The organism is Dyadobacter sp. CY326, from assembly GCF_021390515.1.
Classification (GTDB): domain Bacteria; phylum Bacteroidota; class Bacteroidia; order Cytophagales; family Spirosomataceae; genus Dyadobacter.
Genome location: NZ_JAJUXI010000006.1, coordinates 357,643 through 374,593 on the forward strand (window position 1 = coordinate 357,643; position 16,951 = coordinate 374,593).

The 16,951-nt window shown below is 44.5% G+C and carries 17 protein-coding genes; 10 read left to right on the plus strand and 7 right to left on the minus strand.

Annotated features, from left to right (window positions below; all coding sequences use genetic code 11):
- Positions 1 to 11 precede the first annotated feature (11 nt).
- Complete coding sequence (locus LZG73_RS14360) at positions 12 to 464, minus strand: hypothetical protein (protein WP_233850768.1); 453 nt, start codon at positions 462 to 464, stop codon at positions 12 to 14.
- 303 nt (positions 465 to 767) lie between these two features.
- On the opposite strand from LZG73_RS14360, the gene LZG73_RS14365 reads away from it, so the two are divergent.
- The gene (locus LZG73_RS14365; protein WP_233850770.1) at positions 768 to 1,427 is read left to right on the plus strand and encodes an HAD family phosphatase; all 660 of its coding nucleotides are present in this window, start codon (positions 768 to 770) and stop codon (positions 1,425 to 1,427) included.
- Here LZG73_RS14365 and LZG73_RS14370 read toward each other — a convergent pair whose 3' ends face one another.
- The 3 genes from LZG73_RS14370 to LZG73_RS14380 form a co-directional block, all read right to left on the minus strand.
- A complete protein-coding gene (locus LZG73_RS14370; protein WP_233850773.1) occupies positions 1,428 to 3,083 on the minus strand; it encodes a hypothetical protein in 1,656 nt (551 codons plus the stop codon). It abuts the gene before it with no gap.
- Entirely contained in the window at positions 3,080 to 4,300 is a 1,221-nt protein-coding gene (locus tag LZG73_RS14375; protein ID WP_233851031.1) for a hypothetical protein, read from the minus strand. The genes LZG73_RS14370 and LZG73_RS14375 overlap by 4 nt, the downstream gene beginning before the upstream one ends.
- Before the next feature lie 117 nt (positions 4,301 to 4,417).
- Positions 4,418 to 5,059, minus strand: a complete 642-nt coding sequence (locus LZG73_RS14380) for a C40 family peptidase (RefSeq protein ID WP_233850782.1) — start codon at positions 5,057 to 5,059, stop codon at positions 4,418 to 4,420.
- Positions 5,060 to 5,268: 209 nt separating this feature from the next.
- Between LZG73_RS14380 and LZG73_RS14385 the strand changes: the two genes are divergently transcribed.
- The 8 genes from LZG73_RS14385 to LZG73_RS14420 all read left to right on the plus strand — a co-directional run bounded on the left by LZG73_RS14385 (position 5,269) and on the right by LZG73_RS14420 (position 11,985).
- Entirely contained in the window at positions 5,269 to 5,880 is a 612-nt protein-coding gene (locus LZG73_RS14385) for a fumarylacetoacetate hydrolase family protein (protein WP_233850784.1), read from the plus strand.
- 48 nt (positions 5,881 to 5,928) lie between these two features.
- Positions 5,929 to 7,887 carry a M23 family metallopeptidase gene (locus LZG73_RS14390; RefSeq protein ID WP_233850786.1) on the plus strand — a complete coding sequence of 653 codons (1,959 nt, stop codon included), beginning with the start codon at positions 5,929 to 5,931 and terminating at the stop codon, positions 7,885 to 7,887.
- A gap of 3 nt (positions 7,888 to 7,890) precedes the next feature.
- Positions 7,891 to 8,349, plus strand: a complete 459-nt coding sequence (gene bcp, locus LZG73_RS14395; RefSeq protein ID WP_233850794.1) for a thioredoxin-dependent thiol peroxidase — start codon at positions 7,891 to 7,893, stop codon at positions 8,347 to 8,349.
- A gap of 91 nt (positions 8,350 to 8,440) precedes the next feature.
- Positions 8,441 to 9,298, plus strand: coding sequence for a transketolase (locus tag LZG73_RS14400; protein WP_233850796.1), 858 nt, complete (start codon positions 8,441 to 8,443; stop codon positions 9,296 to 9,298).
- Positions 9,299 to 9,307: 9 nt separating this feature from the next.
- Positions 9,308 to 10,261 carry a transketolase family protein gene (locus LZG73_RS14405; RefSeq protein WP_233850798.1) on the plus strand — a complete coding sequence of 318 codons (954 nt, stop codon included), beginning with the start codon at positions 9,308 to 9,310 and terminating at the stop codon, positions 10,259 to 10,261.
- A gap of 211 nt (positions 10,262 to 10,472) precedes the next feature.
- Complete coding sequence (locus LZG73_RS14410) at positions 10,473 to 11,015, plus strand: RNA polymerase sigma factor (RefSeq protein ID WP_233850800.1); 543 nt, start codon at positions 10,473 to 10,475, stop codon at positions 11,013 to 11,015.
- A gap of 54 nt (positions 11,016 to 11,069) precedes the next feature.
- Complete coding sequence (locus LZG73_RS14415; protein WP_233850802.1) at positions 11,070 to 11,510, plus strand: hypothetical protein; 441 nt, start codon at positions 11,070 to 11,072, stop codon at positions 11,508 to 11,510.
- Between the two features lie 19 nt (positions 11,511 to 11,529).
- Positions 11,530 to 11,985, plus strand: coding sequence for a hypothetical protein (locus tag LZG73_RS14420; RefSeq protein WP_233850804.1), 456 nt, complete (start codon positions 11,530 to 11,532; stop codon positions 11,983 to 11,985).
- 139 nt (positions 11,986 to 12,124) lie between these two features.
- Here LZG73_RS14420 and LZG73_RS14425 read toward each other — a convergent pair whose 3' ends face one another.
- From LZG73_RS14425 to hisB, 3 genes are all read right to left on the minus strand, one after another.
- Positions 12,125 to 13,702 carry a SulP family inorganic anion transporter gene (locus tag LZG73_RS14425; RefSeq protein ID WP_233850806.1) on the minus strand — a complete coding sequence of 526 codons (1,578 nt, stop codon included), beginning with the start codon at positions 13,700 to 13,702 and terminating at the stop codon, positions 12,125 to 12,127.
- Positions 13,703 to 13,749: 47 nt separating this feature from the next.
- Complete coding sequence (gene can, locus LZG73_RS14430; RefSeq protein WP_233850808.1) at positions 13,750 to 14,397, minus strand: carbonate dehydratase; 648 nt, start codon at positions 14,395 to 14,397, stop codon at positions 13,750 to 13,752.
- A 624-nt stretch (positions 14,398 to 15,021) separates the two neighbouring features.
- Entirely contained in the window at positions 15,022 to 16,146 is a 1,125-nt protein-coding gene (hisB, locus tag LZG73_RS14435; RefSeq protein WP_233850810.1) for a bifunctional histidinol-phosphatase/imidazoleglycerol-phosphate dehydratase HisB, read from the minus strand.
- Between the two features lie 170 nt (positions 16,147 to 16,316).
- Here hisB and LZG73_RS14440 point away from each other — a divergent pair, with 170 nt between their 5' ends.
- Positions 16,317 to 16,910: a riboflavin synthase gene (locus LZG73_RS14440; RefSeq protein WP_233850812.1), complete on the plus strand. Its 594-nt coding sequence runs from the start codon at positions 16,317 to 16,319 to the stop codon at positions 16,908 to 16,910.
- The last annotated feature ends 41 nt before the right edge of the window (positions 16,911 to 16,951 follow it).

The window sequence follows — 16,951 nt, forward strand, 5'->3', positions numbered from 1 at the left end:
TGTCTAGATTATTATGCGTTACGATAAAGTTTGAAATATTCATGGAATGAGCGAAGAACCTCTGACTTGGAGATGTTTAGCTTGCCTGCCACTTCTTCAGGCGTATAGCCCTGACGAAACGACAATTCAAAGATTTGTTCAGGCGATGCCTCTGCTGCTGGAAAGTGTTCCGAAGACGGCGCAATGGCCATTAACTTCCGCTTTGCTTCCACTGCCTGCGCGCGCGCCAATTTGATGATACATGCAGCGAAACTGAACGGATAACTGTTGCAGGCTTTCAATTGCGGTGATGAAAATACACTTACCAACACTTCCTGGGCCAGGTGGACTTGCGGCAAAATTTGTAAAATAATGCCGTAAGCCATTGCGCCATATTTGTCGTAAACTTCCAGGGAAGTCATATTTTCATGCTTCGCCAGAGTCTGGCGGTCCACTCCGTTTCTAATCGGTTCTAATTCATTCATATATTATAATTAATTAAAACTATAATGATTGGCGGGTAACGGTGGAATATTCTAACTGACAGATTTTCAGTAAAACTGCCAGAACGGCCACCTCTTATTGTAAATTTAATAGAATAACATTGTAAACTACTACTACAAGTCAAAAGTAATTGAAACAACCCTATTCAATTGGTGACATCGCCGATCTAAATATCGTTCGCAATCTGCTGTTAAGCAAGTGAACCTAAGTTGTAAAATCCATCGCATATCGGGAAAAGGGGCAATGCTGCTTTTGAGAACATTTTCAATGCTTAACTTTACGGAATGAAAAAAGAAATAGCAGTAATTTTTGACATGGATGGCGTGATTTGCCATACGAACCCTTATCATTCAATGGCTTTCCGCGAATTTTTTTCGAAACGGAACCTTTCCCCAACTGACGAAGAGTTTGCTGTCCATATGTTTGGTAAAAGCAATAGTTATATACTCAGTCATTTCCTGCAAAAAACCGTGGAAGGGGATGAGCTGCTAACCTTGGAAAATGAAAAGGAAAGCTTATTTCGCCAGATTTATGAGCCTCACATTGAGCCCATTAAAGGTTTCAATGACTTTATTGCCGGCCTTGTCAAAAACAATGTAAAACTAGGCGTAGCAACTTCTGCACCACTTGCGAATCTAGACTTGATTATGGGCAAAGTGCCTGTCCGGCAGCACCTGGGCTCTGTTATGGCGAGTGAAAATGTAAAGAAACACAAACCTGATCCGGAAGTCTATCTGACCAGTGCAAAAAATCTGGGCGTTAGTCCTGACGATTGTGTAGTCTTTGAAGATTCGTTCTCTGGAATTACAGCTGCATTGAACGCAGGAATGCGTGTTGTCGGCGTTTTGAGCTCGCATACAAGGGAAGAATTGCCTCCCTGCAACCTTTATATTGAAAATTACAGGGAGATTTCTTTCCTGGACATTCAAGCACTTTTTGACTAATTACAGCACGGCTGCATCTTTAACACGAACATCATACGCACCAGTTAAAACCTGCCCGTTTCTTTTCAATTGCAGAAAAATACGATAATTGCCGTCTTTCGGAAACGAGTAGGGAAATGAAATGCGGTTGCCGTGCTCCATGCCCATCATGCCATTTTCATTAAGTTCATACATGCCCATTTCGGTCATTAGGAATGTCTCGCGCTCATCGACCGGCATTGTTTTCAATTTGGTCAAATAGCGATCAATGCTATCCCGAAACATTGCGGGAGCAAGTGCCTTCACGATTGTCGCCGTGTCTGCAATGCGGTCTTTGAAAGTTTGCTCGGCAGCCATGGCATAAGTGCCGGTCGGGTGCAAGTGGATATAAACTGAGCCATCGGAACGCACGACCGCCACATGGCCCGTCATGCCAAGATAGGGTTCAGGCAGGCAGGCGCTGCCATCCGGATTAAAGAATTCGAATGCGAACTGATATGGCTTTCCTGCCTCCAATGCCTTGTCGGGCTTGCCTTCCCAAACTGCATAAGAACCATCTTTGAAAACCGTCTTGGTTCCCGGCTTTCCGCAGATGACAACATTCTCATCAAACGGAACGCGACTCGGTGCGTCCATTGGATTTGTAATAACATATGTATCTTCCTCAGCAGTTACCTGCAACGGTTTGGCTGCGGCATTCTGTTCCGGAATGTCAATGGTGTCCACAATGGTTTCGGCGAAGCCTGAATGTTGCACAATGTCGTTGTAAACCAGATATTTTCCAGCAGGAAGTTTGGGCAAATAAGATTCAAAAGTGGTGCTGTCCTTGCGTTCCGGGTGAATGTGTGCGAATGCATCTAACCCAGGAATTCTGACCAGGAATGTGTGCATCAGCTTGCCATGATCCGGGATAAGCTTGCTTAGCATGCTGCCGCGCCGCTGTTCATGCCAGCCGGTTGTGTCAATTTTAAGCCGAAAAAGCCTTTGATGATCAGTTTGTAAAATGGCTGCATTGCCTTTAATTGGCTTGTAGAGCCATTGCTTATACTCGGCTGCCCAGCTGTCCCACCAGCTGCTGCCTCCATACAAAATGAGTGCACACAGCACGGTCGCAATGCCCATATTTATCCATCGCTTCCTTTTTTGAACAGGTGTTAATGCGACGCCAGGTTTTAAAATGCCATCGCTGACACTGGCGCCGATAGTCGTGATCATTAGCAGGAAAAGCAAAACGCCCAAAACGCTTAGTCCAATGCCGAGTTCCTTCGGCATGTCGCGTTCTGCGGTGGAAACGGCAGCGATCGGCACAATCAATTCACCTTTCCCTTTATCGCCTTCGAGCTCAATTTGTGCGCTTGATGAGCCCGATTCCATGAGCCAGACAATGCCTTCAAATTGTCCGTTTTGACCTAAAACTTGTGTCAATTCATCTGGCGAAGGCGCGCCTTTGTCTCCGGAATAGAAGTAAATTGGTCTGGCTAAAATTTTCTTAAGATTCCCATTTTCAACAAATACGGTGATTTTAGCTGTGCCCGGAATGACGTCAGGGGGCTGAATGCTGACGAGGACTTTATATGGGCCGGCTTGTCCCTGCATCTGGACTCCCGCGCTTCCTACGTGTGCTTGCGCGGTCAGGCAGACAGCGAGTAAGCAAATTATGAATAGAAGATTTTTCATCGTTGAATTTTATGCATCCAGTTGCCCCACGCCAAACCAATTCGCGTAGAAATCAGGCTGGCAACCAATGCAATGCCAAGTCCTTGTAATAATTCAGGTGTTGTTTCGACCATCCACGGGCCGAACTTATAGCGATATTCCCATTCCGGACTGTTCCCAAAATACCAGTAATGACTTCCAAAAAACCAATTCCGCGCATAAGGTGACTCCATTAAGAAGGAGCCAAAAAACCATTGGAACGAAAAGAAAACAACAAGAAAAGTCGCGCCCATAATGACAGCTAATTTCCAGTCATTCATATAACCGTAACGATGGCGCAAAAAATCGAGGGCAATGGCGGGAAGGATCAGCAGTAATGGAAACTGGAAGCCCTGATAATGATCAATGTGATTTAATATTGGCCCAAGTTTCGGCTCGGCGGGGAAAAGTGGAATGATCCAGAGCGTTGCAAGCATTAAAATGGTGTAAACGCCCGTTGCGGCTGTGATTGCCCACTTGTGGCGAACTGCTTTACCAACTGCCATCAGCAAAATTGGAAAAGCGGCCGAAGAAAAAATATACATGCTGGATCGATGCATGTTCATACGGCCCAGTTCTTCGGAAAGCAATGTATACCAAATGGTTAGCAAGAATCCGGCAGACAATGCGAAAAGCCAGAACAGCGTTTTATCTAAATTTTTTTTCCTACTCAAACTAACGTTATCGCTCAGTTTAAGCTGGTTTTTGACAGCAACTACGCTGATCATTGCACCAAACTGAATGCCGATAATGCCTAGGATCAAAACTGTGTGCGGAGGCGAAAGAATGGTTACGTCCAGTCCATATGTGTTGTGCCACCAGTCGTCAAAAGGAGCGGAAGTGAGCATGGCCAATGCGCCCCAAACGCAGAATAACGAGCCGAGCGAACTGTAAAAAAAGCCCCAGATTTTCACACTGGCATCTTTTTCACTGTTGCTCCCCCAAAATGTTTTTCTCAAAATCTCAAACCCTGAAAACAAACCTGCAACGACCGCACCCAGATAAATCACAAGGTGAGGCGGTGAAAGCAGTCCGTCGCGCCCAATGCTGATATGCCAGCAAATGTCCCAGATAAGGCCGGTTATGACGCAAAAAGATGCGAACACCGTCGCATAAATGTAAACCGGCACGCCTGGACTCGCTTGCAGGGGAATTACCCGAGCGCCAATTTCTGGCGGCGGACCTATTGTTGTATCCATCATTTTGAGAAAGGATTTTAAGTTTCAATATAGTCTTTATACTGCAAACCAGACAGCTAACGCCAGATTTCCCCCTATTGCGGCACCAAAAACTTATATTGAGAATGTGTGAACGGCTCAGAACGGGCGCATTGCTTTTACGAATCGCCCTTTGAAATAATTGGAGAAAAGATTGTCCTCCCGCACGCCGCGCGAAGTGGAAGCATGAATGAACATAATTTCATCCTGGTTCCGGACATCCGTGACAATGCCTGCGTGCGAAACGTAACCTTCTTTTCCGGCTTCTGGCACAAAAAACAGCCAGTCTCCCGGCTTAATGTCATTGATGCTGCTTACTTCCTGCCCGAATTCAGATTGCTGCCAGGATATTCTCGGGACTTTTACGCCGATTTCTGAATAAACGGAGCAGATTAAGCCTGAGCAATCAATGCCATTCTTGTCATTCCCGCCTGAGCGATAAGGCGTTCCGGAGTAAGTGCGGGCAACCTCAACCACTTTCGGGACGACTGCGGCTGGGACATTTTCAGGACGGCTGTATGTTGGTTTGGAAGCTGTGGCTGGCTTTTTCGCGGTTGTTTTTGCTGGTGGTCTGCCCGAGGACGGGCGCCTCGCAGGCGGTCGCCGTGCCACTGAACTACGGGATCTGCCGTTGTTAGAGCGGTCGGGAGTTTTGCGAAGTGTGTCACAGGCAGACAGCAGAAAAGTTAATAGGAGGGTGCAAATTGTGAAGTTGACGGAACGGGCAATTTGCTTTTTCATGCGTAAGCTTTCTGTTAGTAACGATACTTTTATCAAAAATAGTAAAGAATTTGTAACACGATTGTGTGAAATGGCTCATAAAAATGGGTCAAACTTAAAACGTCTAGTGAAGGATTTTGCATGAAAAAATGATGTAAATATTATGTCCCTGACCGCATTGTCAGTAGTTTTGTTGTGTTTTTATCACTCCCAAATTTTATTTGCTCCTAATGAAAATTATTTGTGTTGGCAGGAATTACACCGAGCATATAGCTGAATTAAATAATGAAAAACCGGACGCGCCCGTAATTTTCTTAAAGCCCGAAACAGCTCAGATCCGCGCCGGGGAACCGTTTTTTTATCCGGATTTTTCCAAAGACATTCATTATGAAGTGGAGCTTGTTGTGAAAATAAACCGCGTTGGTAAAAACATTGAAGAACGGTTTGCACACAAATATTATGATGAAATTGGTGTTGGCATTGACTTCACGGCCAGAGACTTGCAGTCCGAATTGAAAAGCAAAGGCCTTCCGTGGGAATTGGCAAAAGCATTCAATGGTTCAGCGCCTGTTTCAGAATTTGTTCCAGTCTCTGATTACGAAGACATTCAAAACCTCAATTTTAGTCTTGATGTGAATGGCGAGACGCGGCAGAACGGGAATTCGTCCATGATGCTTTACCGGATCAATTACCTGATTTCTTTCGTCTCCAAATTTTTTATGCTCAAAAAAGGCGACCTGATATTCACAGGAACGCCAAAAGGCGTGGGTCCGGTGCAAATTGGCGACAAACTTACCGCGTCTATCGAAGGCAAGAAGATGCTGGAATTGTTCGTTAGGTAGGCCTAATCTTTGTTAGTCCGCAGGATCATTCATCATCACTAGTTATTCATGCAAAAGAATTTCCGAGCAATAGCGCGCTTTACTTTGTTGTTTTCGGGGTTAATGGGCACATGCTTTTTTTCAAACGCCCAAAAGCAGACTTATCCCAAAGGTTATTATCAATTTCCAATCAGGCCCGGTCTGGCGAACTCATTGGCGGGCGGGCTTGGCGATTTGCGCAGCAATCATTTTCACGCAGGCCTTGACATTCGGACGGAACAACGAGAAGGGCTGGCTGTGTATGCCGCAGCCGAAGGATATGTTTACAAAGTGGCTGTGCAGCGAAGCGGTTATGGCAATGTTATTTTCCTTCGCCACCCCAATGGACAGACTTCGGTTTACGGGCATTTATTGAAATTCAGCGATTCGCTGGCGAATTACGTCCGCGGCGAACAATATAAAAAGCAGACATTCGAAATTGACCTTTTTCCCGAACCTGGTCAGTTCAAGTTTCGAAAAGGGGAAGTTATCGCGCTTTCAGGCAACACGGGCGGTTCCGCAGGGCCGCATTTGCACTTCGAGATCCGCGATTCGAAGGATAATTATCTCAATCCCTTATACTTTGGTTTCAACGAAATTAAGGACGTGACGCCACCTAAGTTCGTAAACCTCGCCATCAGACCATTGGATATTAATGGTCGCGTCGGCGGGCAATTTGACAGAAAAGTATATGCGCCTGTCAAGCTAAAAGATGGCACTTACCGGCTCGCAGACACAGTTTCAGCGACAGGAATCATCGGCATTGACATGGTGGCACATGATCAGATGACGGGAACGGGTTTCCGATATGGACTGCAATGCATTGAAATTAAGATGGATCAAGCCGAAGTTTTTTCCTACAACATTGAAATTTTTCCCAATTCTTCCACAAGAGATTACAACAATCTGATCGATTATGAAACGGAGCAGAAAACGGGACAGCGTTATCTCAAATGCTACGTTCCGGACGGGAATAATTTCAATTTGTACAAAACCAATGCGATCAAAGGGAAGCTGAACATTGCGGACACGCTATTGCATGAGGTGCGCATTAAGATCACGGATTCTTATGAGAATGCGTCAGAACTGACTTTCACGATCAAAGGCGAGCCGCAAAATCCTGCGCTTCCCGTTTATGATGCAGAGGTAAATCCCGAATACATTGAGACTGATGTTCAGGAAAATACATTGGTTGTGAAGGCGAAATATTATCGCAGCGCCATTCCTTTTGCAACATTCTACTCCAATGGAAAAGAAATGAAAAAGGAACCGGATTTTTACGCGAGCGAATCAGCCGTTTTTTTGACTGATTTAAGAAAATACACGCCTGACTCGGTTAAGATCGGCAAAACGACTGTTCAAACTTATCTGAGAGGGCAAATTTTGCCGGGCGCTGCTTCTAAATACGAAGGAGACAAATGGTCCGTCGATTTCCGCAATACGAGCATTTTTGACACGCTCTTCTTGACCGGTCAGCGCAATTTTAATGCATTGACCATTAGCAACCGCGGGCTTGCATTGAAAGATTACATTTCGGTTGCTTTCACGCCGGAGAATGTGCCCGAGAATAAAGAGAAAACAAAGATATATCGCTATCTGGATGGTTATTACAGGTTTTTAGGCGGAACCTGGGTTGATAATGAGATCAAATTTGACACCCGCGAACTGGGCACATTTGTCATTCAGGCGGACACCGTGCCACCCAAAGTCCGGCTTACTGAGGCCAGCACGAAGCGGATCACGGGATACATTGGGGATGCGATTTCCGGGATCGATAATTATAAGGCGCTTGTGAATGGTGAATGGGTGCTAATGAACTATGATTCCAAAAAAGGTTTTATATGGTCAGAAAAGCAGGATGCGACGAAACCCTTTGAGGGCGAACTGACGTTGGAAGTGACAGATAGGGCAGGAAATAGTACTATCTTGCAAATTGAATTAAAGGACCCGGTTGTTGTCCGGAAAAAACCTAGAAAACGAAAAAGATAAAGTATGGGACTTCAAGTAGGCGATCCCGCCCCAGCGTTTATAGCAAAAGATCAGGATGGGAATGAAGTGAAACTCACTGATTTTAAAGGAGAAAAAGTCATTCTTTACTTTTATCCAAAAGACGATACACCCGGCTGCACAGCACAGGCTTGCAATCTAAGAGATAATTACGATGTGCTTTTGAGCAGAGGATATAAAGTGCTGGGTGTGAGCGTCGATGATGAGAAATCGCACAGAAAATTTATCAAGAAATACAACTTGCCGTTTCCCTTACTAGCAGACACAGACCTGAAAATCGTAAACGATTATGGCGTTTGGGCCGAAAAAAAGACATTCGGTCATGAGTACATGGGGATCATCCGGACCACATTCGTCATTGATGAAAATGGTGTGATTGAAGAAGTTGTTCAGAAAGTGGATACAGAAAATCACACTGATCAAATTCTTAACAAAAGTGAGTAATAATGAGTCACTGCGGAAGCTGTAATAGCCGGACATTTACACCTCGGAATACTGGCATTTAGAACGTATTTGTAATAGAAAATCGATAAAAATGGAAATTGAACAACTAGAAAAAGTAGCCTCGCAAGTTCGCAGGGACATTGTCCGCATGGTGCACGGTTGCCAGTCGGGACACCCGGGAGGCTCATTGGGCTGTACAGAATTGCTTGTGGCCCTGTATTTTGAGCGGTTAAAGCTGAAAGAACAGGACGGCAAGCCGGTTTTTGATATGAATGGCAAGGATGAGGATCTTTTCTTCCTTTCCAATGGACATATTTCGCCCGTTTGGTACAGCACACTTGCCCGCAGAGGATATTTTCCTGTTGAGGAAATGGCTACTTTTCGGAAGCTTGATTCGCGTTTGCAAGGTCACCCGACCACGCACGAACATTTGGAAGGAATTCGCATTGCGTCCGGTTCATTAGGACAGGGAATGTCTGTTGCGATCGGTGCTGCTCTGGCTAAAAAGCTCAATGGCGATAAAGGATTGGTTTATGTGCTGATGGGCGATGGCGAGCAGCAGGAAGGTCAGGTTTGGGAAGCAGCGACATTCGCGCCACACCACCAGGTTGATAACCTCGTTGCATTCATCGACTTGAACGGACAGCAGATTGACGGCCCGACGGTGAAGGTTATGAACAACCGCGATTTGGGTAAAAAATATGAAGCATTCGGCTGGGAAGTGATTTCCATAGAAGAAGGCAACGATATGGCAGCAGTGCTAAAAGGTCTTTACGAAGCAAAAAGCAGACTTGGACATGGCAGACCGATTATGATTCTGCTGCATACAGGAATGGGTTTTGGTGTTGATTTCATGATGGGCAGCCACAAATGGCACGGCGTAGCGCCTAATGATGAGCAACTTGCGGCAGCGCTTGGCCAGTTGGAAGAAACAATGGGAGACTATTAATTATACAAAATGAAAAAATACACCTTCACTGAGAAGAAAGATACACGTTCGGGCTTTGGGGCTGGAATGCATATTTTGGGCCAGCAAAATCCAAATGTGGTTGCACTTTGTGCTGACCTTGTGGGTTCCCTTAAACTTGAACCGTTTATAAAAGAAAATCCGGACCGTTTTATTCAATGCGGGATTTCGGAAGCCAACATGATCGGTGTTTCTGCCGGGTTGACCATTGGCGGTAAAATTCCTTTCGCTACAACGTTTGCAAATTTCGCAACCGGCCGGGTTTATGACCAAATCCGCCAGAGCGTGGCATATTCGAACAAAAATGTAAAAATCTGTGCATCTCACGCAGGCTTGACATTGGGTGAAGATGGTGCAACACACCAGATCCTGGAAGATCTTGGGATGATGAAAATGTTGCCTGGAATGACAGTGATCAATCCTTGTGACTATAACCAGACAAAAGCTGCAACGATTGCAATTGCAGATTATGAAGGCCCAGTTTACCTGCGTTTCGGACGTCCGGTGATTCCGGTCTTTACAGATGCAGATCAAAAGTTTGAGATCGGAAAAGCGTGGATGGTGAACGAAGGAACGGATGTGAGCATTTTCGCTACGGGTCATATGGTTTGGGAAGCGATTCAGGCAGGCGAGCTTCTGGAAGCGGAAGGAATCAATGCTGAGATTATTAACATTCACACCATCAAGCCATTAGACGAAGAAGCGATTCTTAAATCTGTTGAAAAAACAGGTTGCGTTGTAACAGCTGAGGAGCATAACCGCATTGGTGGTCTGGGAGATAGTGTTGCGCAGGTTTTGGTTAAAAACAAGCTTGTTCCTCAGGAATATGTGGCGGTTAACGACAGCTTCGGCGAAAGCGGAACGCCAACGCAGCTTATGGAAAAATACGGTCTTACAGCAAAACACATTGTAGAGGCTGCCAAAAAAGCAATTGGAAGAAAATAGTTGAAATATTGGAATAAACAGTTGGTAATCAGCTGAAATCACTGAGTCTTGCGAAAAGTTAAAACGACGTTTTACTTTTGGCAGGACTCAAGTTTTATTTGCCCTGGACCAAAAAATGAACTATTATTGACTTGTGTTGATTCGGTAAAGGCGCGAGTTCCGGTGGTCAATGTCTTGGTTCCGGGTAACACAACAGGTTAGTACTGATTAAATGTCTGACGAAGAATTATTATCCCTTTTTGAAAATCCCGAAACGCGCAGAAACGCTTTCAATCAGCTGGTGCGCAAGTATCAGCAAAAAGTATATTGGCTGGTCCGGAAAATGGTTGTCGATCATGACGATGCGAACGACATTACGCAGGATGTTTTCATAAAGGCCTGGACGGCACTAGAAAATTTCAGGGGAGACGCAAAGTTTTACACCTGGCTTTACCGCATTGCAAGCAATGAGGCCATTAATTTTCTCAACAAAAAAAAGAAGCGGTTCTTTGTGCCCATTTACGACATTGAGAATGAGCTGAGCGAAAAGCTGGAAGCAGATCCACTGGTGAGCGGCGATGCGATTCAGCTGAAGTTACAAAAGGCTTTGTTAAAATTACCAGAAAAGCAGCGGCTGGTTTTCAACCTGAAATACTTTGAAGAGTTGCCTTATGAAGAGATTTCTCAAATCACGGGCACGTCAGTCGGCGCCTTAAAGGCTTCATATCATTGGGCTACAAAAAAAATTGAGGATTATTTAAATGAAACGGATTAAACTATTTGCAACTAGTTTGGTCAAACATTTACAAAGTAGGAAATATAAATAATCATGGATAACAAGAGAATACGGTTGGACGATCTGAAAAAGGAAGTTCCTTTTACGGTTCCTGACGGCTATTTTGAAAAACTGCCGCAGATAATCCAATCGAGAATCCCCTCTGAACCAGTAAGAAAGCCCGTAATTGGATGGTCGTGGCAGCGGTCGCTGGGGCTTGTGTCTGCAATGGCCTTGATTTTGGTGCTCGTGTGGGTGACTGTTCCGGAGCGTCAGGGGTCACTTGGGCAAGAGCCGTTGAGCGGTGTAAGCAATGCGTCGATCATCGGTTATTTGGAAGATCAGGACATTAGTTATTACGATCTGAGCGAGCATAAGGTTGTTCAAAAAGCATTTGATACGGACTCGACGGTGTTGTTTTATCTAGATGGATTAGAAGACGATGTACTTCGTCAGCAATTACAGGAATCAGTCTCAGGAGCTGAGACGATCTGACCCTAACATTAAATATAAAATGAACTTACAACTTATTACACGGCATCGTTATTTACTGATTTTGGCCTTCATCGCATTGTTTTCGGTGACAACCGTAAGCGCGCAACGAAAGTCGGAGGAGGAAATAAAAAAGATTCAGGATGCCAAAGTCGCTATCATTACCAACCGACTTAATCTGACACCGGAGCAATCAACTGGTTTTTGGCCAGTTTATAACGAATATTCTCAGAAAAGGAGAGAAATTCACCGTTCGCAACGCAAGATCATTAACGATAAAAAGGCAGAAGGGCAAACCGATGATCAGGTGCTTAACAACCTGAAAGAGGTTCAGGATCTGCGTCAAAAAGAGCTTGATCTTGAAAAAGAATATCAGTCACGCTTTCTGAAAGTAATAACTGCGAGTCAGGTGATTGAATTATACAAGGCCGAGCGGACATTCAATGATATGCTGATCCAGCGACTGAAAAATAAGTAATACTGATACCAATTTAACCTGCTATTCGCCTTATTACAAATTGCAATCCCATTGATCGGCTTCGGCTGGTTGTGGGATTTTTTATAGCAGAAAGGCCGGAACTTCCGGCCTTTTTAATGCTTATGGGATTCTGTCTTTATCAATGTCCTCCAATCACTTCCACGCCGCTAATTCCCCGCGTTTCAACAGAGATATTTCGCAAAGGCGCTGCGTGTTTTTTGAAATCCTGAATGATTTCAAGCACATCATAATCAATGTTCATGGATTTGCTGCCGTCGATAATGACTGTAGAATTGTCCGGTAAATGTTCGAGCGTGGCGCTGATGCTGCCTTTGTTCAGGAAAGTCACTTCCTCAGACAAAATGAGCGTTATCACTTCGCCATCTCTGTGCTTTTCCTTCACGTAATGATAAGAATGCTTGTAGTTTTTTCTTAGTATAAAATAAATTGCTACGACCATTCCAATGGCGATTCCTTTGAGTAAATCTGTGCTTAGGATTGCGATAATCGTGACAATGAACGGAATAAACTGCTCTTTGCCCAACTTGTACATTCCCTGATAAAGCGAGAATTTGGAAAGCTTGTAACCAACAAGCAGCAGAATTGCCGCGAGCGATGCCAGTGGAATAAAATTCAGAAACCTTGGAATGAACAAGGCTGACAGGAGCATGATGGTGCCGTGCGTGATCGTGCTCATCTTGGTCCGCCCGCCCGAATCAATGTTGGCTGAACTCCGCACAATCACCTGGGTGATGGGTAATCCGCCGATTAAGCCGGAAGTAATGTTGCCGACTCCTTGCGCAATGAGCTCCCGGTTTGTAGGCGTGCTTCGTTTATAAGGATCCAGCTTGTCGGTCGCTTCTACACATAAAAGCGTTTCCAAACTTGCTACAATCGCGAGCGTAACTGCGATTGTGTAAGTTTCAACTCGCGTTATCGCTGAAAAATCAGGTGTTTTAAAGAAACTAAAAAACTCACTGGCGTTGCTCGCTACGGGCAATTGAACCAGGTGATCGCCGCTCAACGCCAGTTCTGGCATCAGCTTTGAAAACAAAATATTGAGCAATATGCCACTGACTACGACGAAAAGGGCTCCGGGAACAAACCGGAAAATTGAAATCCTTTTCATGAACGGGCGATCGAAGAGCATTAAGGTTGCGAGCGAAACGACGGATATGATGATCGCGCCTGTGCTGCTATATTTCACCGCATAAAAAAGCTCGGTGAAAGTGTTTTTTCCATCTTTTTGATCAAATGCCTCATCGCCCATGAAGTCGGCATCATAACCGAAAGCATGCGGGATTTCTTTGAGAATGAGCGTTATACCAATGGCTGCCAGCATGCCTTTAATCACAGACGAAGGAAAATAATATCCAATAATCCCCGCCTTTAAGAAACCGGCAATCACCTGAATAATCCCGGCCAAAACAACAGCAAGCAAGAAAGCTTCGAAACTTCCTAGCGTGTCAAGTGCATTGAGAACAATGACAACAAGGCCCGCCGCCGGCCCCGCAACGCCCAGCGACGAACCACTTAGCGAGCCAACGACAATCCCGCCGATGATTCCTGCAATGATGCCGGAAAAAAGGAGATCGGAACGGCCGGTGGAGGCCAAAGCCACGCCAAGACACAATGGTAATGCAACCAGATAAACGACCAGCCCGGCGGGAATGTCAAACTTAAGGTTGGAAAATAGCTTATTCTTATCTGCTGCCATACGATTATTTCTGATAAATCAAGTTGAGTTTTGAAGCTGATGCAGTGTTATGCAATGATGGGAACTTCCATTCTATAAACATCTTCCATATCATTTGTGCTGTCAATGGTGACATTCAAATCTTGGAGAATTCCGGTTTTTAGCGCATAAACCAAGCCGTGCAGTTGCAGAGGCTTGTTAGCCGACCATGCGTTCTGGACGATCGAGGTTTTTGCAAGATCCATAACCTGCTCGATTACATTGAGTTCAACCAAGCGGTCTGTTCTCTTATCAACATCTTCAATGCTGTTAAGCTCATTCTGATGCAGTCGGTAAACGTCTTTGATATTTCTAAGCCAGTTGTCGATAAGGCCCACTTGCTTGCGTCCCATTGCAGCAGCGACGCCCCCGCAACCATAATGTCCACAAACGATAATGTGCTGAACACCAAGCACATTTACAGAATAATCCAACACACTCAGCATGCTCATATCGGTGTGAATGACCATGTTGGCAATGTTGCGATGCACAAAAATATCGCCGGGCATGGTTCCGGTTATCTCGTTGGCGGGAACGCGGCTGTCGGAGCAGCCGATCCATAAAAATTTGGGGCTCTGTCCGTTAGACAGCTTGTTGAAGAATTGAGGATCTTGCATGTTAGTTGCTTCGACCCACTTTTTATTGTTTTCAAATAATTGATTATACGACTTAATCATGATTTCTGATAAAATTTATTGAATAGGAAATGACTGATTGAGGCGCTTAGACAGATGAATACAAGTTCATCCGCAGAAGCGGTTCAGTCAAAAAAATAAATTATTGCAGGAAAATCAGATTAACTCCGGTGGTGGAGAGAGCAGCTTTAAGCAGATTTCATTTTGAAAGCCGGTGGAGTAGGAGAAGGAGTTTTTCAGGGGGATTGATAAAACGAATTTATCAAAAAGAACGGAGTGAGAAATCAACAACTGATCGTCGTTGATTTTCTCCGATTCTGTCTTTTCATTATCACAAGTGCCCGTGTCGCAAACCACAGAAGACTTTGCCTTCGACAGCAAAAGACTAGCCAAATCTGTGGCTTTACAGATTAGGAAGGCCGTTAGCAGTATAAGGCAAAGCGTTTTCAGCAATGTGAAATAAATTTTAGCAAGCTGTTACTTATTAGTTCTCCAACCTTTTTCATGGTTCTCTAACCAACGTCCAACCAAAAAGGCTGAACCCAAAAGAACAACATAAAAAATGATCATTATAATAGTCATTCCCATAAAAAAGCAATTTAGACCCGACTTAACGTTAACAAAATTAAAGAAAAAAAGTCTTTGGCTGACGAACAGCCGAAAAAATTAAAGCACTCCTTTTGTCGATGGCATGAAATCCAATGCTTTTAAATCACGTCGAACAGCCATTTTTATTGCTTTTGCAAATGCTTTAAAAATGGATTCTATTTTATGATGCTCATTGTCGCCCGTCACCTGAATGTTCAAGTTCGAAAGTGAAGTGTCTGAAAATGACTTGAAAAAGTGAAAAAACATCTCCGTAGGCATCTCGCCAATTTTATCTCTTTTGAATTCTGCATTCCAAACAATCCAGGGCCGTCCGGAGAAATCAATGGCAACCTGTGCGAGCGCTTCGTCCATAGGCAGCAAAAATCCATATCTGCTGATGCCGCGCTTGTCGCCAATGGCCTGACGATAAGCTTCTCCCAATGCAAGCGCCGTGTCTTCAATGGTGTGATGTTCATCAATATGCAAGTCGCCGTCCACGTGTATGGAAAGGTCCGCACCGGAATGTCTGGCCAGTTGATCGAGCATATGGTCAAAAAAACCAAGTCCTGTATGAATGTCCGACCGGCCGCTTCCGTCCAGGTTCAGCTCCACTTTGATCTGCGTTTCCTTCGTATTCCGCTCGACGGACGCAGTTCTTGAAGGCAATTTCAAATGTTCATAGATTGCATCCCAATCCGTTGAAACATAGCTGATCGCCGCATTCATTTCGTCCGAAATGCCAGATTCAGGAGTTGTTTTTGCAATCAAAATAGCCTTGGATCCAAGATTCACTGCCAGTTGCACATCTGTAAGCCTGTCGCCGATGACATAACTGTTGGCCAGGTCATATTGGTCTGAAAAATATTGTGTCAGCATGCCGGTTCCAGGTTTTCTGGTTGGCAAATTGTCCTCGGGGAAGCTGCGGTCAATGTGAATGCTGGCAAAGTGAATGTTCTCACCAGCCAATATTTGCAACATTTTATTGTGTGCAGGCCAAAAAGTCGGTTCAGGAAAAGAATCCGTCCCTAAGCCATCCTGATTAGTCACCATAACAAGCTCATAATCTGTCTCTTCTGCTATTTTGCGTAAGCAGGATAATGCTTTTGGTAAAAATTCGAGCTTTTCTAATGAGTCAACCTGAAAATCTGTGGGTGGTTCTACGATGATCGTTCCGTCGCGATCAATAAATAAGACTTTTTTCATTCAATGATTATAAGGATATGTTCATCAAGAGCAACAGCCGGTTCCTCTTATGGCTGCAAAGTTCGTAAACTAAGTGGAATTGAAAAGATTTAGCGACAGCATTAGCACGCTTTGTACAGAAAAGCGCAGCGATAAATCGTAACTTTGTGTTCAAAAATTCGTCCAGGACAATGTTTACAGGAATAGTTGAATCGCTCGCAGAGGTCATAAAAGTTGATTCAGAAGGCACTAACAAGACCTTTACATTCAAATCGCCGATTGCAAATGAGTTCAAGATCGATCAAAGCGTGAACCATAACGGGGTTTGTCTGACGGTCGTTGGAATAGAATTTGACACATATCGCGTTACGGCCATCGAAGAGACATTGAGCAAGACAAATTTAGGCTCACTGCTTGTCAATGACAAAGTTAACCTGGAACGCTGCATGCCAGCCAATGGTAGGTTTGACGGTCACATTGTGCAGGGCCATGTTGACCAGACCGGCGTTTGCATTCGCATTGAAGAACGTGACGGCAGCTGGCTTTTTGACTTTGAATATGACGCTTCGCTTGGAAATCTTACTGTTGAAAAAGGCTCCATATGTATCAATGGCGTGAGTCTCACCGTTTTTAACTCAGAACACAATACATTCAGGGTCGCAATCATTCCTTACACATACGAATTTACCAATTTTCATAGTCTGAAAGTGGGTGATAGGGTTAATTTAGAATTTGACATTTTGGGTAAGTATATTAAAAGAATTCTTGGGTCGTATGCATTATAGTATATTGGCATCCTGAAATATTACGTTTATTTTTACCCATC